This window comes from Zobellella denitrificans (assembly GCF_002237365.1).
GTDB classification, from domain to species: Bacteria; Pseudomonadota; Gammaproteobacteria; order Enterobacterales; family Aeromonadaceae; genus Oceanimonas; species Oceanimonas denitrificans.
In genome coordinates, this window is the sequence record NZ_NMUO01000077.1 from 1 (window position 1) to 19,425 (window position 19,425).

23 protein-coding genes are annotated in these 19,425 nt (G+C 64.8%); 16 read left to right on the forward strand and 7 right to left on the reverse strand.

Annotation, left to right across the window (positions count from 1 at the left end; translation table 11 throughout):
- The 6 genes from astD to CGX12_RS14665 all read left to right on the forward strand — a co-directional run.
- Window positions 1-1,325: succinylglutamate-semialdehyde dehydrogenase (gene astD, locus CGX12_RS14640; RefSeq protein WP_142995638.1), on the forward strand; the 1,325-nt coding region annotated here is incomplete at its 5' end.
- A gap of 164 nt (window positions 1,326-1,489) precedes the next feature.
- On the forward strand, window positions 1,490-2,290 hold the full coding sequence (locus tag CGX12_RS14645) for a DUF1338 domain-containing protein (protein WP_094040602.1): 801 nt from the start codon (window positions 1,490-1,492) through the stop codon (window positions 2,288-2,290).
- 177 nt (window positions 2,291-2,467) lie between these two features.
- Window positions 2,468-3,331, forward strand: a complete 864-nt coding sequence (locus CGX12_RS14650; protein ID WP_094040603.1) for an NAD(P)-dependent oxidoreductase — start codon at window positions 2,468-2,470, stop codon at window positions 3,329-3,331.
- A 274-nt stretch (window positions 3,332-3,605) separates the two neighbouring features.
- Window positions 3,606-3,878 carry a nucleoid-associated protein HU-alpha gene (gene hupA, locus CGX12_RS14655; RefSeq protein ID WP_094040604.1) on the forward strand — a complete coding sequence of 91 codons (273 nt, stop codon included), beginning with the start codon at window positions 3,606-3,608 and terminating at the stop codon, window positions 3,876-3,878.
- A 107-nt stretch (window positions 3,879-3,985) separates the two neighbouring features.
- Window positions 3,986-4,420: a hypothetical protein gene (locus CGX12_RS14660; protein WP_094040605.1), complete on the forward strand. Its 435-nt coding sequence runs from the start codon at window positions 3,986-3,988 to the stop codon at window positions 4,418-4,420.
- A 1-nt stretch (window position 4,421) separates the two neighbouring features.
- Window positions 4,422-4,778, forward strand: a complete 357-nt coding sequence (locus CGX12_RS14665; RefSeq protein WP_094040606.1) for a sirohydrochlorin chelatase — start codon at window positions 4,422-4,424, stop codon at window positions 4,776-4,778.
- A 168-nt stretch (window positions 4,779-4,946) separates the two neighbouring features.
- Here CGX12_RS14665 and purD read toward each other — a convergent pair whose 3' ends face one another.
- Window positions 4,947-6,233, reverse strand: a complete 1,287-nt coding sequence (gene purD / locus CGX12_RS14675; RefSeq protein ID WP_094040608.1) for a phosphoribosylamine--glycine ligase — start codon at window positions 6,231-6,233, stop codon at window positions 4,947-4,949.
- Between the two features lie 198 nt (window positions 6,234-6,431).
- Window positions 6,432-8,015, reverse strand: coding sequence for a bifunctional phosphoribosylaminoimidazolecarboxamide formyltransferase/IMP cyclohydrolase (purH, locus tag CGX12_RS14680; protein ID WP_094040609.1), 1,584 nt, complete (start codon window positions 8,013-8,015; stop codon window positions 6,432-6,434).
- 197 nt (window positions 8,016-8,212) lie between these two features.
- Here purH and zntR point away from each other — a divergent pair, with 197 nt between their 5' ends.
- Window positions 8,213-8,641, forward strand: coding sequence for a Zn(2+)-responsive transcriptional regulator (zntR, locus tag CGX12_RS14685; RefSeq protein ID WP_094040610.1), 429 nt, complete (start codon window positions 8,213-8,215; stop codon window positions 8,639-8,641).
- 139 nt (window positions 8,642-8,780) lie between these two features.
- On the opposite strand, the gene CGX12_RS14690 is transcribed toward zntR, so the two are convergent.
- The 5 genes from CGX12_RS14690 to CGX12_RS14710 form a co-directional block, all read right to left on the reverse strand.
- Complete coding sequence (locus tag CGX12_RS14690; protein ID WP_094040611.1) at window positions 8,781-9,203, reverse strand: universal stress protein; 423 nt, start codon at window positions 9,201-9,203, stop codon at window positions 8,781-8,783.
- A gap of 7 nt (window positions 9,204-9,210) precedes the next feature.
- A complete protein-coding gene (locus CGX12_RS14695) occupies window positions 9,211-10,527 on the reverse strand; it encodes a TRAP transporter large permease (RefSeq protein ID WP_094040612.1) in 1,317 nt (438 codons plus the stop codon).
- Complete coding sequence (locus CGX12_RS14700) at window positions 10,527-11,057, reverse strand: TRAP transporter small permease subunit (RefSeq protein WP_094040613.1); 531 nt, start codon at window positions 11,055-11,057, stop codon at window positions 10,527-10,529. Before CGX12_RS14700 ends, CGX12_RS14695 begins: the two co-directional genes overlap by 1 nt.
- 61 nt (window positions 11,058-11,118) lie before the next feature.
- Window positions 11,119-12,126 carry a TRAP transporter substrate-binding protein gene (locus tag CGX12_RS14705; protein ID WP_094040614.1) on the reverse strand — a complete coding sequence of 336 codons (1,008 nt, stop codon included), beginning with the start codon at window positions 12,124-12,126 and terminating at the stop codon, window positions 11,119-11,121.
- Window positions 12,127-12,392: 266 nt separating this feature from the next.
- Window positions 12,393-13,325 carry a LysR family transcriptional regulator gene (locus CGX12_RS14710; protein ID WP_094040615.1) on the reverse strand — a complete coding sequence of 311 codons (933 nt, stop codon included), beginning with the start codon at window positions 13,323-13,325 and terminating at the stop codon, window positions 12,393-12,395.
- A gap of 207 nt (window positions 13,326-13,532) precedes the next feature.
- Between CGX12_RS14710 and CGX12_RS14715 the strand changes: the two genes are divergently transcribed.
- From CGX12_RS14715 to CGX12_RS14755, 9 genes are all read left to right on the forward strand, one after another.
- Window positions 13,533-14,996 (forward strand): NAD-dependent succinate-semialdehyde dehydrogenase, encoded by a 1,464-nt coding sequence (locus tag CGX12_RS14715; RefSeq protein WP_094040616.1) that lies wholly within the window; start codon window positions 13,533-13,535, stop codon window positions 14,994-14,996.
- Between the two features lie 25 nt (window positions 14,997-15,021).
- A complete protein-coding gene (gene gabT, locus CGX12_RS14720; RefSeq protein WP_094040617.1) occupies window positions 15,022-16,302 on the forward strand; it encodes a 4-aminobutyrate--2-oxoglutarate transaminase in 1,281 nt (426 codons plus the stop codon).
- Between the two features lie 152 nt (window positions 16,303-16,454).
- Window positions 16,455-16,646 (forward strand): heavy-metal-associated domain-containing protein, encoded by a 192-nt coding sequence (locus CGX12_RS14725; protein ID WP_094040618.1) that lies wholly within the window; start codon window positions 16,455-16,457, stop codon window positions 16,644-16,646.
- 105 nt (window positions 16,647-16,751) lie between these two features.
- Complete coding sequence (gene cueR, locus CGX12_RS14730) at window positions 16,752-17,156, forward strand: Cu(I)-responsive transcriptional regulator (RefSeq protein WP_094040619.1); 405 nt, start codon at window positions 16,752-16,754, stop codon at window positions 17,154-17,156.
- Between the two features lie 121 nt (window positions 17,157-17,277).
- The gene (locus CGX12_RS14735; protein ID WP_094040620.1) at window positions 17,278-17,742 is read left to right on the forward strand and encodes a Na+/H+ antiporter subunit E; all 465 of its coding nucleotides are present in this window, start codon (window positions 17,278-17,280) and stop codon (window positions 17,740-17,742) included.
- Entirely contained in the window at window positions 17,742-18,041 is a 300-nt protein-coding gene (locus CGX12_RS14740) for an MrpF/PhaF family protein (RefSeq protein WP_094040621.1), read from the forward strand. The genes CGX12_RS14735 and CGX12_RS14740 overlap by 1 nt, the downstream gene beginning before the upstream one ends.
- Window positions 18,028-18,330 carry a monovalent cation/H(+) antiporter subunit G gene (locus tag CGX12_RS14745; protein WP_094040622.1) on the forward strand — a complete coding sequence of 101 codons (303 nt, stop codon included), beginning with the start codon at window positions 18,028-18,030 and terminating at the stop codon, window positions 18,328-18,330. The genes CGX12_RS14740 and CGX12_RS14745 overlap by 14 nt, the downstream gene beginning before the upstream one ends.
- Window positions 18,323-18,601, forward strand: a complete 279-nt coding sequence (locus tag CGX12_RS14750; RefSeq protein WP_094040623.1) for a Na(+)/H(+) antiporter subunit B — start codon at window positions 18,323-18,325, stop codon at window positions 18,599-18,601. Before CGX12_RS14745 ends, CGX12_RS14750 begins: the two co-directional genes overlap by 8 nt.
- Complete coding sequence (locus CGX12_RS14755) at window positions 18,598-19,284, forward strand: MnhB domain-containing protein (protein ID WP_094040624.1); 687 nt, start codon at window positions 18,598-18,600, stop codon at window positions 19,282-19,284. The genes CGX12_RS14750 and CGX12_RS14755 overlap by 4 nt, the downstream gene beginning before the upstream one ends.
- The last annotated feature ends 141 nt before the right edge of the window (window positions 19,285-19,425 follow it).

Consider the following 19,425-nt stretch of genomic DNA (forward strand, 5'->3'; position numbering starts at 1 on the left):
CCCGCGAGGCGTCCCTGGCCTGGGCCGAGCACCCGGTCGAGGAGCGGCTGGCCATCGCCAAGCGCTATGCCGAGCTGCTCAACGAACACAAGGAAGAGCTGGCGCAGGTGATCGCCCGGGAAACCGGCAAGCCCCAGTGGGAAACCCTCACCGAGGTGGCGGCCATGGTCGGCAAGGTCGGCATCTCCGAAAAGGCCTACTTCGAGCGCACCGGCACGGTGGAAAATCCCATGCCCGGCGCCCGCGCCTTTGTGCGCCACAAGCCCCACGGCGTGGTGGCGGTGTTCGGCCCCTACAACTTCCCCGGCCACCTGCCCAACGGCCACATAGTGCCGGCGCTGATCGCCGGCAACACCGTGGTGTTCAAGCCTTCCGAGCTGACCCCCATGGTGGCCCAGGAGATGGTCAGGCTGTGGGCGCAGGCCGGCCTGCCCGCCGGGGTGCTCAACCTGGTGCAGGGCGAGGTGGCCACCGGCAAGGCGCTGGCGGCCCATCCGGGCATCGACGGCCTGTTTTTCACCGGCTCGTCCCGCACCGGCAACCTGCTGCACGGCCAGTTCTCCGGCCAGCCGGGCAAGATCCTGGCACTGGAGATGGGCGGCAACAACCCCCTGGTGGTGACCCGGGTGGAAGACGTGGACGCCGCCGTGCACACCATTATCCAGTCCGCCTTCATTACCTCCGGCCAGCGCTGCACCTGCTCGCGCCGCCTGCTGCTGCCGAAAGGCGAGGCCGGTGACCGCATCCTGGCGCGGCTGGTGGCGGTGACCAAGGCCATCCGGGTCGGCCGGTACGACGCGGATCCCCAGCCCTTTATGGGCTCGATGATCTCCGAAAAGGCGGCCAAGGCCATGGTGGCGGCCCAGGCCCATCTGCTGGCCCTGGGCGGCGAGTCGCTGCTGATGCTCAAGCACCTGCAGGCCGGCACCGGGCTGGTGTCGCCGGGCATCATCGACGTTACCGCCATCCATGACCTGCCCGACGAGGAATACTTCGGCCCGCTGCTGCAGGTGATCCGCTACGGCGAGCTGCCCGAGGCCCTGGCCATCGCCAACCACACCCGCTACGGGTTGTCGGCCGGCCTGCTGTCGGACCACCAGGAAGACTGGGACTATTTCTTCCACCGCATCCGCGCCGGCATCGTCAACTGGAACAAGCCGATCACCGGCGCCTCCAGCGCCGCCCCCTTCGGCGGCATCGGCGAGAGCGGCAACCACAGGGCCAGCGCCTACTATGCGGCGGACTACTGCGCCTACCCGGTGGCCTCGGTGGAAGACGACAGGGTGACCATGCCGGCCAGCCTGTCGCCCGGGCTGCAGTTCTAGGGCGCACCGATGGCAGGCCCCGGCCTTGGCCGGGGTGGGGGAGGAGACAAGGCCGGCCGGCGTTTTGCCGGCCGGCCATCAAGGTACTGAGCGGCCCGGCGCCGTTATCCGGACCGCTCGGATTGCGTGAAATAGGGATGACCCCACAACAAGGAAAAAAGAGCATGCACACTTCGGTGAATGAACTGTTCAACGCCCTGTGGCAGGACTATCTGAAGATGACCCCCAGCGCCCTGGAGATCCACGAGCTGCTGGGCGGCGGCAAGGCCATCATCAACGACCACGTGGCGTTTCGTACCTTCCGCCATCCCAAGCTGGGGCTGGAGAAGCTGGCCGCCCACTTCCTGGCGCTGGGCTACGAGCAGAAGGGCGAGTACCATTTCGAGGCCAAGAAGCTCTACGCCCGCCACTACGAGCATCCCCTCGATGCCACCGCGCCCAAGGTGTTTATCAGCGAACTGCTGCTGGAGCAGTGCTCCCCCGGGCTGCAGCGCATCGTCGCCGGCCTGATCGACCAGGTGGACGAGGGCCTGTCCGCCCAGACCGGTTTCCTCTATTCCGGCGCGCCCTGGAAGGTCTCTTATGAAGACTACAAGGCCCTGCTGGAAGAGAGCGAATACGCGGCCTGGCTGGCGGCCTACGGCTTTAGGGCCAACCACTTCACCGTCAGCGTCAACGAGCTGGACGGCTTCGACAGCCTGGAGGCGGTGAACAGCGCGCTCAAGAACGCGGGCTTCCGGCTCAACACCGCGGGCGGCGAGATCAAGGGCTCGCCCGAGGTGCTGCTGGAGCAGTCCTCCACCATGGCCGACACCGCCATCGTCGAGTTCAGCGACGGCAAGGCCGAGCTGCCGAGCTGCTTCTACGAGTTCGCACTGCGCTATGCCCAGCCCGACGGCAAGCTCTACACCGGCTTCGTCGCCGCCTCGGCGGACAAGATTTTCGAAAGTACCAACGTCAATTGATAACCCGCGGGGACACCCCGCCGCTTGCCCATAACAAGAAGTGCCCCTTCGGCAAGGCCCGCGCAGGCGGACCTTGCCTTTTTTATGGTGCCGGCAAGGCTTGTCCCCATTCCATCGGCGTGTGATGATTTCTCTCCGATTCAATTTGTTATCTCTACCAGAGCAGGGGAACAGAAGATGAAACTGGCATTTATCGGACTGGGGGTCATGGGCTTTCCCATGGCCGGACATCTGCAGCAGGCGGGCCACGAGGTCTGCGTTTACAACCGCAACCCGCAAAAGGCGGCCGACTGGGTAGCGCGCTTTGGCGGCGCCCATGCCGACACCCCCGCCGAGGCGGCCCAGGGCGCCGACATGGTGATGATTTGCGTGGGCAACGACGACGACGTCCGTGGCGTGGTGTACGGCGAGCAGGGGATACTGGCCGGGATGAAGGCCGGCGCCCTGCTCATCGACCACACCACCACCTCGGCGGAGCTGGCGGAGGAGCTGGCCGGCAAGGCCGCCGGGGCCGGGCTGCGCTTTATCGACGCCCCCGTGTCCGGCGGCCAGCTGGGGGCGGAAAACGGCGCCCTGACGGTGATGATCGGCGGCGACGAGGCGGACGTGGCCGAGGCCGCGCCGGTGCTCGCCGCCTACGGCAAGAAGGTGACCCGGCTGGGGCCGGTGGGCGCCGGCCAGCGTTGCAAGATGGTCAACCAGATCTGCGTGATCGGGGCGGTGCAGGGCATTGCCGAGGGGCTGATGATCGCCAGGAAGGCCGGGCTCGACATCCCCACCCTGATCGAGGTGCTGGCCGGCGGCGCGGCCCAGAGCTGGCAGTTGCAGAACCGGGCCCAGACCATGGCCGAGGGCAAGTTCGACTTCGGCTTCGCCGCCCAGTGGATGCACAAGGATCTGGGCATCTGCCTGGACGAGGCCAAGCACCAGGGACTCAAGCTGCCGCTCACCGAGCATGTGTACCAGGTCTACGAGAAGTTGCTGGCCGAGGGCTATGGCCGCTGCGACTCCACCGTGGTGATCAAGGATCTGGAGTCCTGACGCGTCAGCCGGGCCGCCGCCAGGCCCGGCATTGCGGCAGATTTTGCCTGTGGCACGGCGCCGGGGCTTGGCAGCCCGGGTTCCGGTCGGCTATGCTGACTTCGTCCGTCGTCCTGTCGTCACGGGCTTTTCCCTTGCGGTTATGTGATGTTTTCCGCAGTTTCCGAACAAAACAACGGCACTTGATATTTGGCTTCAAGACAAAGGCTTTGCTTGAGCCCGAAATTTGACTAGAGTGGGCAACCGCTTAATGCCAAGTGAGAAAGGATCCCCTATGAACAAGACTCAGCTTGTCGATGCAATCGCCGCCAAGGCGGACTTGAGCAAGGCTCAGGCCAAGGCAGCACTGGAAGAAGTACTCAACGGTATCACCCAAAGCCTGAAGGAAGGTGATCCGGTTCAGCTGGTCGGCTTCGGCACTTTCAAGGTAAACCATCGCGCCGCCCGCACCGGTCGCAACCCGCAAACCGGCAAGGAAATCGAAATTGCCGCCGCCAATGTGCCGAGCTTCGTGGCCGGCAAGGCGCTGAAAGACGCGGTCAAATAATCTCCCCAAACCCGGCTCTGCCGGGTTTTTTTTCACCTTCTCTTGCTCCTTTGATTGTCCGGTTGTTATAACTGAACCAGGTCTGTTCCCGTTTCAGGGAGGCTGTTATGGAAGTAAACGCGATTCGACAGGTGGCGACACCCTGGGCTGGTGCCCGAGGGCTGGCCACGGGGCTGATGCTCACCGAGCTGCATCAGGATGTGTGGAATGGCAGTCTGCGGTTGTCGATGGGCATGCCCACCGATATCGACACACCGCCCCGGGTGATCTACCGGCTGGTGTTCGAGCACCTGCTCGGCTACCGGGTACTGGAGGGAAGCGACGTACTGGATTTTGTGGACGACGACGAGCGGGATGTCGACGCCCAGGTGCAGCTGATTACCCCGTCCCGTTTTCTGACCTGGTTTCACCAGCAGACCCAGGGCACTCACCTGGATGAAGACATCCAGCACTACCGTATTTCCAGCTGGGATTTTTGTGTTGACGTACTGGCGGCCCAGGCGCCCCTGGTACAGCTGAAAACAGGATTGAGAAAGGAGTGATATGAAGGGGTTTATCCTGGTCGCCCACGGCAGCCGGCGGGCGGCCGCCAACGACGAAATCGCCGCCTTTGCCGGCGCCCTGGCCGAGGGCATGGGCGACAAGTTTGCTGTTATCGGCCATGGGTTCTGGGAGCTGGCCGAGCCCAGCCTGGAGCAGGCCATCGATGCCCAGGTGGCGGCCGGCGCCACCGACATCCGCTTGTTTCCCTATTTCCTGGCCCAGGGCAAGCATGTGGTGAAGGACTTGCCCTCGGTGCTGGAGCAGAAGCGGGAGCAGTATCCGCAGCTGAGCATCACCCTGCTGCCCCACCTGGGCGCCCTGCCCGGTTTCGCCGACTGGCTGGGGCGGCAGCTGTAAACCGCCGCCAACGCGCAAAAAGAAAGAGGGGCCTATCCGGCCCCTCTGTATTATCCTTCCAGCTTCCAGCTTCCAGCTTCCAGCTTCCAGCTTCCAGCTTCCAGCTTCCAGCTTCCAGCTTCCAGCTTCCAGCTTCCAGCTTCCAGCTTCCAGCTTCCAGCTTCCAGCTTACGCCTGCTGTTCCCGTTCGATGGCGCGGTAGGCGATGTCGTTGCGGTAGAAGACGCCATCCCATGCGATCTGGCGGGTTACCGCATAGGCGTTGGCCTGGGCCTCGGTCACGGTATGGCCCAGGGCGGTGGCGCACAGCACCCGGCCGCCGGAGGTGACCAGCTCGTTGTCCTTGAACTTGGTGCCGGCGTGGAACACCTTGGTGCTCTCGGTTTCGGCGGGGATGCCGGTGATGACGTCGCCCTGGCGATAGTGGCCCGGGTAGCCGCCCGCCGCCAGCACCACGCCCACCGAGGCGCGAGGGTCGAACTCGGCGGTCACTTTGTCCAGCTCACCCTTGCAGCCGGCCAGGCACAGCTCCACCAGATCCGACTGCAGGCGCAGCATGATCGGCTGGGTTTCCGGGTCGCCGAAGCGGCAGTTGAACTCGATCACCTTGGGCTGGCCGCTCTTGTCGATCATCAGGCCGGCGTAGAGGAACCCCTTGTAGACGTGGCCTTCTTCCGCCATGCCGCGCACCGTGGGCATGATCACCTGCTCCATGATGCGGTCGTGGATTTCGGGAGTGACCACGGGGGCGGGGCTGTAGGCGCCCATGCCGCCGGTGTTGGGGCCGGTGTCGCCGTCGCCGACGCGCTTGTGATCCTGGCTGGTGGCCATGGGCAGCACGTGCTCGCCGTCCACCATCACGATAAAGGAGGCTTCCTCGCCGTCGAGGAACTCCTCGATCACCACCCGGCTGCCGGCGTCACCGAAGGCATTGCCGGCCAGCATGTCGCGGACCGCCGCCTCGGCCTCTTCCAGGGTCATGGCCACGATCACGCCCTTGCCCGCGGCCAGGCCGTCGGCCTTGACCACGATGGGGGCGCCCTGCTCGCGCAGGTATTCCAGCGCGGGCTCCACCTGGGTGAAGTTCTGGTAGGCGGCGGTGGGGATCCGCTGCCGGGCCAGGAAGTCCTTGGTGAAGGCCTTGGAGCCTTCGAGCTGGGCGGCGGCGGCGCTGGGGCCGAAGATGGTCAGGCCTTCGGCCTCGAAGGCGTCGACCACGCCGGCCACCAGCGGGGCTTCGGGGCCAACTATGGTCAGGCCGATCTGTTCCTGCTGGGCGAAGGCCAGCAGATCCTTGATGTCGGTGGCGGAGATGGCCACGTTGGTGAGGCTGGGCTCGAGCTCGGTGCCGGCGTTGCCGGGGGCCACGAATACCTGGCTTACCTTGGGAGACTGGGCGGCTTTCCAGGCCAGGGCGTGTTCACGACCGCCACCGCCGATAACCAATACCTTCATGGTCTGTTCCTTAAACTGTTAAAACGAAACCTGTGGCAGGAGCAAGGGGCCGGAAGGGTTCGCCACGCCGACTCGCCGTAAACCCGTCCCTGGGGGCTCGACGGCGCCATCCCTGGCGCCAACGGTCGGCTTAGGCGATCCCTTCCGTCCCCTCTCCGCGTCCGCGTCGCCTGTCAGGCCGCCAAACGCAATCCCTAATCAGTGCCGGAAATGGCGCATACCGGTAAACACCATGGCCATGCCGTGCTCGTCGGCGGCCTGGATCACTTCTTCGTCGCGCATGGAGCCGCCGGGCTGGATCACGCAGCTGATGCCGGCGGCGGCGGCGGCGTCGATGCCGTCACGGAAGGGGAAGAAGGCGTCGGAGGCCATCACGGATCCTTCCACCTGCAGGCCTTCGTCGGCGGCCTTGATGCCGGCGATCTTGGCGGAGTAGACGCGGCTCATCTGGCCGGCGCCCACGCCGATGGTCTGGCCGCCTTTAGCGTAGACGATGGCGTTGGATTTGACGTACTTGGCCACCTTCCAGCAGAACAGCAGATCCTGCAGCTCCTCGGCGGTGGGCTGGCGCTTGCTGACCACCTTGAGGTCGGCCAGTTCCACCATGCCCTGGTCGCGATCCTGCACCAGGATGCCGCCGTTGACGCGCTTGATGTCCAGGCCCCGGGTCTTGTCGGCCCACTGGCCGCACTCCAGCAGACGCACGTTCTTCTTGTCGGCCACGGCCGCTTTCGCCTCGGCGGAAATGCTGGGGGCGATGATCACCTCCACGAACTGGCGCTCGATAATGGCACGGGCGGTGGCCTCGTCCAGCTCGCGGTTGAAGGCGATGATGCCGCCGAAGGCGGAGGTGGGGTCGGTCTGGTAGGCGCGGTCATAGGCTTCCAGCAAGTCCTTGCCCAGGGCCACGCCGCAGGGATTGGCGTGCTTGACGATGACGCAGGCCGGCTCATCGAATTCCTTCACGCACTCCAGGGCAGCGTCGGTATCGGCGATGTTGTTGTAGGACAGTTCCTTGCCCTGCAGCTGGGTGGCGGTAGCGACCGAGGCCTCGTCCACCTGGTTCTCCACGTAGAAGGCGGCGCTCTGGTGGCTGTTTTCGCCGTAGCGCAGATCCTGCTTCTTGGTGAACTGGTAGTTGATGGTGCGGGGGAACTTGGAGCCCTCTGCGGCCTCGTGGTAGGCCGGCACCATGGTGCCGAAGTAGTTGGCGATCATGCCGTCGTACTGGGCGGTGTGCTCGAAGGCGGCAATGGCCAGGCTGAAGCGGGTGGCCTGGGTCAGGCTGTTGCCGTTGGCGTCCATCTCGGCCAGCAGGCGGTCGTAGTCGCCGGCGTTGACCACTATGGCCACGTCGTTGTGGTTCTTGGCCGCGGCGCGGACCATGGTGGGGCCGCCGATATCGATGTTCTCGATGGCGTCTTCCAGGGTGCAGTCAGGCTTGGCCACGGTGTTGGCGAAGGGGTAGAGGTTGACCACCACCATGTCGATGGGCAGGATACCGTGCTCGGCCATGATGGCATCGTCCTGGCCGCGGCGACCGAGGATGCCGCCGTGCACCTTGGGGTGCAGGGTCTTGACCCGACCGTCCATCATCTCCGGAAAGCCGGTATAGTCGGACACTTCGGTCACGGGCAGGCCCTGGTCGGCCAGCAGGCGGGCGGTGCCGCCGGTGGACAGCAGTTCCACGCCGCGGGCCTGCAGGCCGCGGGCGAACTCCAGGATGCCTTGTTTGTCGGACACACTCAGCAGAGCACGGCGAATGGGTCGAGCAGTTTCCATTATGTTCTCGTTCCTTTAACGATCAATCGGGGGGTTTGGTAAAATCGGCGTGACCACCGGCTTTAGCAAACCGCCTGGTACGCCAGAACGGAGGCGGCATATTCTACAGCATTTTGTGGTGCCTTGTCGGACTATTTGCTTTGGTGTCAAGAGGTTTTATGTATAACAAAACCATGCTGCAAGCGGAGGATTGAGGAATGTTTCGAATCGGCGAACTGGCCAGGCATTTCGGCATCAAGGCCGATACCCTGCGCTTTTACGAGAAGGAGGGGCTGCTCGCCCCCAGCCTGCGCACCCCGGCCGGCTACCGGCTCTACAGCGAGGAGGACAAGAACCGGCTGCATTTTATTTTGCGCTGTAAACGGGTGGGCTTTTCCCTCAAGGACATCGAAGAGCTGCTGTCGCTGCGGATCAGCAGCTGCCAGGCCACCTGCCGCGAGGTGAAGGCGGTGGCCGACGCCAAGCTGGCGGACGTGGAGGAGCGCATTGCCGAGCTGGAACGCTTCCGCCACTCCCTCAAGCAGCTGTCCGACGCCTGCTGCGGCGGCCTGGAAAGCGCCGAGCACTGCTCCATCCTCGAGGCGCTGGACGGCCGGCTTCCCACCGCCGAAAACAACGCCCGCTGAACGCCCCCTGAACACGGCAGCCTGGTCTGCCGCACCGGCCTGCCCCGCGCAGGCTTACCGACGTCTCCCCGGTTTTTCCATCTGCTCTCCGCTTCCGGAGCCCCGTCGGGTTCGCGTATTTCCCTGTCTCTCCGCCGGCTCAGCGGATCACCAGCACGGCGCAGTCGGCGTGGCGCACCACCTTGGAGGAGTTGGAGCCGAGCAGGTAGGTCTCGGCGCCGGGGCGGGAGGCGGGCATGATGATCAGATCCACCCCGTGCTTGCGGGCCTGGGCGAGGATGCTGTCGTATACCACCCCCCGCTTGATCCAGAGTTTGCCCCGGTGCGGCTCGGGGATCTCGCTCTCCATAAAGGCCTCCATCTGTTGCCGGACCACTTGCTCCAGGTTGTCGAGCAGCTCGTTCGACAGCAGGGCGGCGGCGGCGTGGTGGATGCGCGCCGGGTTGACGTAGAGCAGGTTGATCCTGCCCTCGGGATGGCAGAGTTTGAGCGCCGACTCCAGCACCTGGGGAGAGAGATCCTGGTGTTCAAAGTCCAGTGGCAGCAGTATTTGCTTGAACATAAGCGTGTTACCCCATCAGTTTGTTGGGCAGCCAGGTCACGATGTCGGGCACCAGCATGCACAGGATAAGGACGCCCAGCTTGAGCATGACGAAGGGCAGCACCGACTTGTAGATATCCAGCATGGTCACGCCCGGCGGGGCTATGCCCTTGAGGTAGAACAGGGCGAAGCCGTAGGGCGGGGTCTGCACCGCGATTTCGATGTTCAGTATCATCAGTATGCCGAACCAGATGGGATCATAGCCCAGGCTCACCGCGATCGGGGTGAACAGGGGGGCGCAGATCAGCACGATGATCATCTCGTCGATGATAAAGCCGAGCAGCAGCATCACCACCTGCATCATCAGGATGATCACGATGGGGGGCAGATCCAGGCCGGCGGCGAAGTCGGCCACCATGCCCTGCACGCCCATCAGCAGGTGGAAGTTGCTGAACACCGAGGCGCCCAGCACTATCCAGATGGCCACGCTCACCAGCAGGGCGGTTTCGATGCCGGACCGTTTCATCATCTTGAGCTTGAAGCGCTTGTACATGATGGCCAGCAGCAGGGCGCCGACCACGCCGATGGCGCCGGACTCGGTGGGGGTGGCGATGCCGCTGATGATGCTGCCCAGCACCACCACGATCAGCAGCAGGGCCATCAGGCCGTCGCGCAGGGTGATAAAGCGCTCTTTCGGGCTCTGGGGCGCATCCAGGGCGTGGCCGATGGGGGCCCGGCTCGGGTTGAGCTTGCAGGAGATCACCACGTAGAGGATGAGCACGGTAATGGAGATCAGCGCCGGCACCAGGGCGGCGATAAACATCTTGCCCACCGAGGTCTGGGTGGTGGAGCTGAACAGTATCATGGGGATGCTGGGCGGGATCAGGATCCCCAAGCCGCCGCCGGCCATGATCACGCCGAGTGCCAGCTTCTTGTCGTAGCCGCGTTCCAGCATGGGGCGCAGGGCGATGCTGCCCGAGGTCATGATGCCGGCACCGATGATGCCCACCATGGCGCCGATCATGGAGCAGACGCCGATCACGCTGATGGCGAGCGACCCGCGGATACGGCCGATGAGCAGCTGGCTGGCCTTGAACATGGCGTCGCCGATGCCGGAGCGGGTCAGCAACTGGCCCATGTAGATGTAGAGCGGGATGGCCAGCAGCACAAAGCTGAACAGGGTGCTCTCGATGGTGGTGGGCACTATGTTGAAGATGCCCTCGCCCCAGGTGGCATAGCCGAGCAGCATGGCCACGCCGCCCAGGGCCAGGCCCACCTGGGCGCCCAGCATAAAGGAAATCAGCACTCCCAGCAGCAGGAGGCCGGTGATCATTTCAATACTCATTATTCCTCGTCCTCGGACAGCAGGGGCTCACCGGTGAACAATTGCCAGGCATCCTTGAGCATGTCGCCGGACAATTGCAGCAGGAACAAAATGGCGGCGGCGGTCACCATCACCCAGAAGTGGCCGATGGAGGGGCCCCATTCCGACTGGCGGGTGTAGCCGAAGTCGATGGCCTCCAGCGCCTTTTCCCAGCTCTTGCTGGCGACCACGATCAGGAAGAAGCCACCCAGCACATTGGAAAGCAGGTTGAACAGGTTCTTGATGCGCTGGGACACCGCCAGGTAGACGATATCCACGTTGATATGGGCCTTTTTCAGCTGGGCATGGGCCCCGCACAGGGCGCCGATATAACCGAACAGGAACAGCGACACGTCGTAGGCCCAGAGGGTCGGGCTGTTGAGCACATAGCGGGCGAACACCTCGAAGGCGATGGTCGCCGCCAGCAGGGGCAGGGCCAGGGCGATGGTGTGGCTGACCGTGGACACCAGCAGGCCGACCCCTTTGCACCATAAACAAAGCAGTGTTTTCATCGTGCATCCGTGGGTTGAGATACGGATCTGCCCCGCCTGGGCGGGGCAGCATGGTGGAGGGTTACTTGAGCAGCTCTACCAGTTGGGCGCTGTACTTGTCGGTTTTGCCGTAGTGGGCCCAGACCGCCTCGGCTGCTTCACGCCACTTGGCCTGGTCGGCGTCGGAGGCCGCGGGGCTCCACTGCATGCCGATCTTCTCCATGTCGGCCACCGCGTCCTGCTCCCACAGGGCGGACTTCTCGGCCTGCTGCTGGGCGTGCCAGCTGGCGGCGTTGCGGACCACTTCCTTCAGGTCGTCGGGCAGCTTGTTCCAGGCGTTCTTGTTGACCAGCACGGGCAGGGCCTGGGCGCTGGACACCGGCAGCGGGTACATGTACTTGGCCACCTCGGCGAAGTTGCCGTCGCGGTGGTCGATCAGGTTGGAGCCGATGGTGCCGTCGATGACGCCGGTGGCCAGGCTGGTGTAGACCTCGCCCCAGGCCAGGTTGACCGGGGAGGCGCCCAGCTCGCGGAAGAAGCGGCCGTAGGCGCCTGGGGCACGGATCTTCAGGCCCTTGAAGTCCTCGATGGATTCGATCTTTTTCTTGGTGATGACGTAGACGCCGGGCTGGAAGTAGGGATCCAGCCACACCAGGCCATGGCGGTCGTAGGCTTCGGTCAGGATCTCGCCCCAGCCTTTCTCGTGGAACAGGGTGTTCAGCTCTTCCAGGGTGCCGCTGGAACCGGGCAGGCCCACCTCGACCACGCCGAAGGGAATTTCACCGGCGTGCATGGGCTGGAAGGGGGCGGCCATGTCCAGCAGGCCGGACTTGGTGGCGCCGATGATGCCGGCGGTGTCCACGCCTTCACCGGCGTAGAGCATGTTGATCTTCATGCGACCGTTGGAGTCGGCTTCGATCTTGTCGGCGAAGGACTGGTAGACGTCACCGAAGGCGGTGCCACGGGAGTAGAGGTTGGTAAAGCGCCAGGTGATGTCGGCAGCCATGGCTTCCATGGTCATGCCCATGCCGGCGACGGCGATCAGGGAGGCGGCGATTTTGGTGCGAGCTGAGCTCCAGATACGAGTCATGGTTAGTCCCTTGTGTTATCACATTCCATCGCTTTGGGCGGGCCCAAAGTCATTGTTGATATTTTGTTACCCCTGAGGGGTATACGCAGTCTGCGACAGCTCCGTCATGGATTAAATACATAATGATTCATGTTTGGTTTGAGCCCAGTCAAACAAAACGCGGAAAACCCAGCTTGGTGCAGTAGTAAGCACCAAAAGGGTGCATATTTAAAGCATTTTCGATGGAGGTTATGTGAAGCCGGTCACGGACGCAACCGGCTTGGTTCTCAGGAGGCGGGTACCAGGTGGCTCTGCAACAGCTGCAGGAACAGTTCCTTCAGCCGGCTCTGGCGGCCGTGGCTGCGGGTGATGGCGGAGATGCCGAGGTAGTGGTTCTTCTGCTCCGGCAGCAGCGCCTTGAGCCGGCCGCTTTCCACCCAGCGGCGGGCGAAGCTCTCGGGCAAAAAGCCGATATACTGGCCGGATAGGATCAGCGCCGCCCTCGGCTCGTAGTGGTAGGCCCGCCCGGCCAGGCGCAGGCCGGCCAGTTGGGCGCTGGCCTCCGGGTTGGTATAGATGCCGGGGTGAATGAGCTTGTGGTCACCCAGGCGCTGTTCGATGATCTGGTCGTCCTCGGCGTAGAACAGCGGATGGCGGTCGCTGCAATAGAGGAAGCAGCGCACCTTGTACAGGTGGTGGTATTCCAGCCCTTCCAGATCCCGGTGGTAGTGGATAAAGCCGATGTCGGCGTCCTCGCTCAGCACCCGCCGCTCGATCTCGCCCATATGGGCCACGTCCACGCTTACGTTCACATCCGGCGCCTGCTCGCCCAGGGCGGCGAACACATCGGCCATGGGAAAGTCGTCCTCCAGCCAGATGTTATCGCTGGACACGATTTTCAGCTCGCCGGTGAGCTGTTCGTGCAGCTCGTTCACCGTATAGCGGAACTCCTCCAGCCGGGCGAACAGCCGCTTGGCGGACTCGTAGATCACCATGCCGTCGTCGGTGAGGGCGAAGCCGGAGCGGCCCCGCCGGCAGAGCTTGAGCTTGAGCCGGTTTTCCAGGTTGGCCATGTGCACGCTGATGGTGGAGCGGCTGATGTTGAGTTCGGTTTCCGCCGCCGAAAAGCCGCCGCACTCCACCACAGTCTTGAACAGTTTGAGCAGGCGGATTTCGTAATCACCGATTTGCCCCAGCACGGGCCTGCTTGCTTGGCTCATAGTTTGATAGTCTTCAATGTGAATGTTGATACGTGATCATTTATAGGACTTTAAGCGCAAGGCTAACATGCAATCAAAGTATGGCCAATGCGGCCACGGCGACGAAGGCATAAATTGCGGGTGTTAACGCGATTCTGTGATGGCGGTGCCGTGGTTGTCGGCCGGCCCCTTGGGGCTTGCATGGACTCAACACCGAGGCGCAGTTTTATGAGCATCAATACCGTCAACCGCAACCTAGTGAAAGACGCCGGCCACATCAATGGCCAGTGGCGCCAGGCCGACAGCGGCGCCACCATTTCCGTGTACAACCCCGCCACCGGCGAGTTGCTGGGCCGGGTGCCCGACATGGGCGTGGACGAAACCCGTGCCGCCATCGACGCGGCCAGCCAGGCCCTGGCCGGCTGGAGCGCGCTCAATCCCAAGGAGCGGGCCCGGCTGCTGCGCCGCTGGTTCGATCTGATCATCGAGCACAAGGAAGAGCTGGCCCGGCTGATGACCCTGGAGCAGGGCAAGCCGCTGTTCGAGACCCGGGGCGAGGTGCTGTACGGTGCTTCCTATATCGAGTGGTACGCCGAGGAAGGCAAGCGCGCCTACGGCAAGCTGTTTGCCGCGCCCACCGCCGACCGGCGTACCCTGAGCATCCAGCAGCCCATCGGGGTGGTGGCCGCCATCACCCCCTGGAACTTCCCCAACGCCATGATCACCCGCAAGATAGCGCCGGCGCTGGCGGCGGGCTGCACCATAGTGGTCAAGCCCTCCGAGGAAACCCCCTTCTCCGCTCTGGCGCTGATGGCCCTGGCGGAGCAGGCCGGCATTCCCGCCGGGGTGATCAACATGATCACCAGCTCCCGGGCGGCGGACGTGGGCCAGGCGCTGACCGGCGACAGCCGGGTGCGCAAGCTGTCCTTCACCGGCTCCACCCGGGTGGGCAAGCTGCTCTACGGCCAGAGCGCCGACACCGTGAAGAAGCTCAGCCTGGAGCTGGGCGGCAATGCGCCCTTTATCGTGTTCGACGACGCCAACCTAGAGGCGGCGGTGGCCGGCGCCCTGGCATCCAAGTTCCGCAACGCCGGCCAGACCTGCGTGTGCGCCAACCGCATCCTGGTGCAGGACGGCATCTACGACGCCTTTATGGCCCGCTTTAAAGAGGAAGTGGAAAAGTTCGTGGTGGGCAACGGCCTGGAAGAGGGCACCACCATGGGGCCGGTGATCAACCGGGCGGCGATAGACAAGATCGCCGCCATGGTGGACCGGGCCCAGAGCCAGGGCGCCCGGCTGCTGACCGGCGGTCAACGTCACCCGGCCGGCGAGCTGTTCTTCACCCCGACCATTCTGACCGGGGTGACCCAGGACATGGAGATCGCCCAACAGGAGATCTTCGGCCCGGTGGCGCCGGTGATCCGCTTCAGGGACGATGCCGAGGCGATTGCCATCGCCAACGACACCCCCTACGGCCTGGCCGCCTATTTTTATACCGAGAGCCACGCTCGCATCTGGAAGGTGGCCGAGGCGCTCGAGTACGGCATGATCGGCATCAACGAAGGCATCATTTCCAACGAAGCGGCGCCCTTCGGTGGCGTCAAGGAATCCGGCCTGGGCCGCGAAGGCTCCGCCCAGGGGCTGGAAGATTACATGGAAACCAAATACCTGTGCATGGGCGGCATCCGCTGAGCAGGACTTTTCAGGAGACAAGACGATGAGCAAGAACCAAGAGCTGCAACAACGCAAAGATGCCGTCTTCGCCCGGGGCATGGGCAACATGGCCGCCCTCTACGTGGACAAGGCTAAAAACAACGAGATCTGGGACGTGGAAGGCCGCCGCTATATCGACTTCGCCGCCGGCATCGCCGTGGTCAACACCGGCCACAGCCACCCGCGTATCCAGGCCGCCGTGGCCGCCCAGCTGGAGCGCTTCAGCCACACCTGCGCCATGGTCACCCCCTATGAGAGCGTGGTCGAGCTGGCCGAGAAGCTGGTGGCGCTGGCGCCGGGCAACGGCCCCAAGAAGGCGGTGTTCGTGACCACCGGCGCCGAGGCGGTGGAAAACGCGGTCAAGATCGCCCGCGCCCACACCAAACGCAGCGGCGTCATCGCCTTCAACGGCGGCTTCCACGGCCGGACCAACCTGGCCATGGGCCTGACCGGCAAGGTGGCGCCCTACAAGGCCGGCTTCGGTCCCTTCCCGGGCGAGATTTACCACCTGCCTTACCCCAACGCCTACCATGGCGTGACCGAGGCCCAGTCGCTCAAGGCGTTGGATGAGCTGTTCCACTGCGACATCGAGCCGGGCCGGGTGGCCGCGATCATCATCGAGCCGGTGCAGGGCGAGGGCGGTTTCTACCAGGCGCCGCCGTCCTTCCTGCAGAAACTGCGCGCCCTCTGCGACCAGCACGGCATCCTGTTGATCTGTGACGAGATCCAGACCGGCTTCGCCCGTACCGGCAAGCTGTTCGCCACCGAATATGCCGGCATCGAGCCGGATCTGATGACCATGGCCAAGGGCATTGCCGGCGGCTTCCCGCTGGCGGGCGTGGTCGGCAAGGCCGACATCATGGACGCCGCCAACCCGGGCGGCCTGGGCGGCACCTACGCGGCCTTCCCCCTGGCCTGTGCCGCGGCGCTGGAAGTGCTGAAGATCATCGAAGAAGAGCAGCTGTGCGCCAAGGCCCTGGCCCTGGGCGAGCTGATGAACAAGCGCCTGTCCGAGCTGCAGGCCAGGTATCCCCGCCATATCGGCCAGGTGCGCAACCTGGGCGCCATGGTGGCGATGGAGCTGATCCATAATGGGGACGTGGATCAGCCCAACCCCGAGCTGACCAAGGCGATAGTGGCCAAGGGCATAGAGAAGGGCGTGATCCTGCTGTCCTGTGGGGTACGGGGCAACGTGATCCGCTTCCTGCCGCCGCTGACCTCGCCGCTGGAGGTGGTCAACGAGGGGCTGGATCTGCTGGAGCAAGTGCTGGCGGATCTGGTTTGAGTCAGTGAAAACGTCGATGTCATAACCTTTTTGGCGGGCCGGTTGGCCCGCTTTTTTTGTTTGCGTGCCGGGCCAGGAAAAAGGGCTTGACCTTGCCCTTGTGGTAAGGTTGAAAGTAGGGGGGTAAAGCAACCAAACCCGAGGAGAGAGCGATGCTGACCTTTACCCTGCCCGACATGAGCTGCGGCCACTGCACCGGTGCCATCAGCCGGGCGCTGAAAGAACTGAATCCGGACTGCGTGCTGGCATTCGACCTGGCGGCGCACCGCCTGCAGGTGGAGAGTACCGTCGACCGGGACGAGGTGATCGAGGCCCTGGTGGAAGCCGGCTATCCGCCGGCCTGAGCCGGGCGGACACCGCCATGTGCCGTTGGGGCGCAGGCGGCCCGCCCGCGCCCCAAGAATGGGGGCTGACCAGGTTGTAAACTAGATGGCACTACGGAGGTTTCCATGAATATCGGAGAAGCGGCGCGGCGGGCCGGGGTGTCGGCCAAGATGATCCGCCACTATGAACAGAACGGCCTGCTCAGGCCGGCGGCCCGCACCGAGGCCGGCTACCGGCAATACGACCGGCACAGCGTCGAGGAGCTCAAGTTCATCCGCCAGGCGCGGGTGCTGGGCTTTTCCATCCGCCAGATAGAAGACCTGCTCCGGCTGCGGCGGGATCCGCACCGGGCCAGCCGGGCGGTGCGCACCCTGGCCGAGCAGCACCTGGCGGAGGTGGAGGAAAAGATGCGGGAGCTGGCCGCCATGAAGACCACCCTGGAACAACTGATCGCCGCCTGCCCGGGGGATGAACACCCCGACTGCGCCATACTGGAACGGCTCTCCGCCCCCGCGAACGAGCAGCCGTAACACCGATGGCGGCCGGCCCTCCCTGTCGCCATCCCGCCACCCGAGAAAGCGAAACCTGCCAGCTCCCGGCCCCGGTGTCCTATAGTCTTTTATAACAGAATCAATTACGTAAAGGACGGTTATGGTTCGTTTCGCGGGCATGCTGGCGCTCTGGTGGGTGCTGACCGAAGGGGAGGCCGGGGCGCTGCTCTTCGGTGTTCCGACCGCCCTGGGCGTGACGGTGCTTAGCTTCAGGCTGTTCGCGCCCGGCCGGTACCGTATCCGCCCGGGGCAACTGCCCCGTTTTCTCGTTTTCTTCGTTACCCGCTCGATGGCCGCCGGGCTCGATGTGGCGCGCCGGCTGCTGCTGCCCTCCCTGCCGGTTGCTCCCGGCATCCTCACCCTGCCGTCGCGCCTGCCCGCCGGCGGTCCCCGCTGGCTGTTGGCCAATGTGTTGAGCCTGCTGCCGGGCACCCTGTCGGTGCGGTTGCATGAACACGACCTCGAACTGCATTGCCTGGATCTGGACATGCCGGTGGCGGCTTCGCTGCGGGACGCCGAGCGCCATATCGCCCTGCTGTTCGGGCTGCCGGGGGAGTGGCCCTGATGGCGGCGGTGCTGTCCCTGGTGGCCGGCCTGCTGCTGCTCAGCCTGCTGCTCGGCCTGTGGCGGGGGTGGCGGGGACCGGCGGCGGCGGATCGCATGCTGGCGGCCCAGCTGTTCGGCACCACCGGCATCGGCCTGTTGCTGGTGTTGGCGGAAGCCATGAATGAACCTGCCCTGCGGGACGTGGCCCTGGTGCTGGCGGTGCTGGCCATCCTGGCCACCGTGGCCTTTGTCACCCGGGTGGTGCGCATCGACAGGGCGCGAACCGGCAAGGGAGGGAACGACCATGACGCCCCTTGAACTGGTGCAGAGCCTGCTGCTGCTGGCGGGGTGCGGCTTCTACGCCGTCGGTACCCTGGGCCTGTTCCGCTTCCCCGATACCCTGAGCCGCATCCACGCCCTGACCAAGGTGGACAACCTGGGGCTGGGCCTGATCATCCTGGGCGTGCTGCCCTTTGCCGGTTCGCTGGCGGGGGTGGCCAAGCTGGTGCTGATCTGGCTGCTGGCGCTGGCGGCCAGCGCCACCGCCGCCCATCTGGTTGCGCTGGCGGTACGGCCTAGGGCCGACGAGGAGGAGCACCATGATTGAACTGTTGCCGGATCTGCTGTTGGTCATCGCCCTGCTGCTGACCGCCCTGGGGACCCTGTTGTCGCCGGATCTGTTCAGGGCCGTGGTGATGTTCATGGCCTTCGGCCTGCTGATGGCCCTGGCCTGGGTACGGCTCCATGCTCCCGATATCGCCCTGGTCGAGGCCGCCCTCGGCGCCGGCCTGACCGGGGTCCTGCTGCTGGATGCGGTGAGTCACTTCCGGGAACCGCGTCCCGGCGACAGGGCGCCCCCGGGCGAGGAGGACAGGTGAAGGTGGCGCTGGTGCTGCTGTCCAGCCTGGCACTGACCGGGGCCCTGGGCTATACCGCCTGGCAGGTACTGGCCCGGGAGGCGGAGGTGGATCTGCGCCTGCGGGTGGCCGAACGGCTGCCGGACAGCGGCGTGGACCATGCCATCACCGCCGTGCTGCTGAATTTTCGCAGCTACGACACCCTGCTGGAGATAGGGGTGCTGATGGTGGCGGGGCTGGCCGGTCTGTCCATGCGCGCCGTGGCGCCCATGGAGGCGCGGGAGCTGCGCACCCAGGACCCATTGCTGCAGGCGCTGATGCGCTGGTTCGTGCCGCTATTGCTGGTGCTGGCCGCCTACCTGTTGTGGGCGGGCAGCGATCGCCCCGGCGGCGCCTTCCAGGCCGGTTCGGTGCTGGGCGCCACCGGGGTGCTGCTGCGCCTGGGCGGGGTGCCGCTGCCCTTTTTGCGGCCGGGGCCGATGTTGCGGCTGGGGCTGGTGATCGGTTTCGCCGTCTTCCTGCTGGTGGCGGTGATGGGGGCGGTGCGGGGGGACGCCTTCCTGGCCTATCCGCCCGCCTGGGCCGGCGGGCTTATCCTGCTGATCGAGGCCATGCTCACCCTGTCCATCGCCATGGTGCTGGTGGGACTGTTCGCGGTGGCGCCGGCGCAACTGTCCGCCGCCGACCGGGAGGATGCCCCATGATCCAGGTGCAACTCTATGTGCTGGCCGCGGTGGCCTTGTGCGGCATCGGTCTGGCGGGATTGCTGCTCTGTCGTCACCTGCTGCGGCGGCTGATGGCCTTCAACCTGATGGGCTCGGGCACCTTCCTGCTGCTGGTCGGCC

What these genes read in the sequence shown, in the direction of transcription:
- CGX12_RS14665 (WP_094040606.1), top strand. Translation starts at nt 4,422, where the DNA reads ATGAAGGGGTTTATCCTGGTCGCCCACGGCAGCCGGCGGGCGGCCGCC.
- CGX12_RS14715 (WP_094040616.1), top strand. Translation starts at nt 13,533, where the DNA reads ATGAGCATCAATACCGTCAACCGCAACCTAGTGAAAGACGCCGGCCAC.
- CGX12_RS14750 (WP_094040623.1), top strand. Translation starts at nt 18,323, where the DNA reads ATGATTGAACTGTTGCCGGATCTGCTGTTGGTCATCGCCCTGCTGCTG.
- CGX12_RS14700 (WP_094040613.1), bottom strand. Translation starts at nt 11,057, where the DNA reads ATGAAAACACTGCTTTGTTTATGGTGCAAAGGGGTCGGCCTGCTGGTG.
- purH (WP_094040609.1), bottom strand. Translation starts at nt 8,015, where the DNA reads ATGGAAACTGCTCGACCCATTCGCCGTGCTCTGCTGAGTGTGTCCGAC.
- cueR (WP_094040619.1), top strand. Translation starts at nt 16,752, where the DNA reads ATGAATATCGGAGAAGCGGCGCGGCGGGCCGGGGTGTCGGCCAAGATG.
- CGX12_RS14660 (WP_094040605.1), top strand. Translation starts at nt 3,986, where the DNA reads ATGGAAGTAAACGCGATTCGACAGGTGGCGACACCCTGGGCTGGTGCC.
- CGX12_RS14725 (WP_094040618.1), top strand. Translation starts at nt 16,455, where the DNA reads ATGCTGACCTTTACCCTGCCCGACATGAGCTGCGGCCACTGCACCGGT.
- CGX12_RS14735 (WP_094040620.1), top strand. Translation starts at nt 17,278, where the DNA reads ATGGTTCGTTTCGCGGGCATGCTGGCGCTCTGGTGGGTGCTGACCGAA.
- CGX12_RS14645 (WP_094040602.1), top strand. Translation starts at nt 1,490, where the DNA reads ATGCACACTTCGGTGAATGAACTGTTCAACGCCCTGTGGCAGGACTAT.
- gabT (WP_094040617.1), top strand. Translation starts at nt 15,022, where the DNA reads ATGAGCAAGAACCAAGAGCTGCAACAACGCAAAGATGCCGTCTTCGCC.
- CGX12_RS14695 (WP_094040612.1), bottom strand. Translation starts at nt 10,527, where the DNA reads ATGAGTATTGAAATGATCACCGGCCTCCTGCTGCTGGGAGTGCTGATT.
- CGX12_RS14690 (WP_094040611.1), bottom strand. Translation starts at nt 9,203, where the DNA reads ATGTTCAAGCAAATACTGCTGCCACTGGACTTTGAACACCAGGATCTC.
- CGX12_RS14705 (WP_094040614.1), bottom strand. Translation starts at nt 12,126, where the DNA reads ATGACTCGTATCTGGAGCTCAGCTCGCACCAAAATCGCCGCCTCCCTG.
- hupA (WP_094040604.1), top strand. Translation starts at nt 3,606, where the DNA reads ATGAACAAGACTCAGCTTGTCGATGCAATCGCCGCCAAGGCGGACTTG.
- CGX12_RS14650 (WP_094040603.1), top strand. Translation starts at nt 2,468, where the DNA reads ATGAAACTGGCATTTATCGGACTGGGGGTCATGGGCTTTCCCATGGCC.
- CGX12_RS14710 (WP_094040615.1), bottom strand. Translation starts at nt 13,325, where the DNA reads ATGAGCCAAGCAAGCAGGCCCGTGCTGGGGCAAATCGGTGATTACGAA.
- purD (WP_094040608.1), bottom strand. Translation starts at nt 6,233, where the DNA reads ATGAAGGTATTGGTTATCGGCGGTGGCGGTCGTGAACACGCCCTGGCC.
- CGX12_RS14740 (WP_094040621.1), top strand. Translation starts at nt 17,742, where the DNA reads ATGGCGGCGGTGCTGTCCCTGGTGGCCGGCCTGCTGCTGCTCAGCCTG.
- zntR (WP_094040610.1), top strand. Translation starts at nt 8,213, where the DNA reads ATGTTTCGAATCGGCGAACTGGCCAGGCATTTCGGCATCAAGGCCGAT.
- CGX12_RS14745 (WP_094040622.1), top strand. Translation starts at nt 18,028, where the DNA reads ATGACGCCCCTTGAACTGGTGCAGAGCCTGCTGCTGCTGGCGGGGTGC.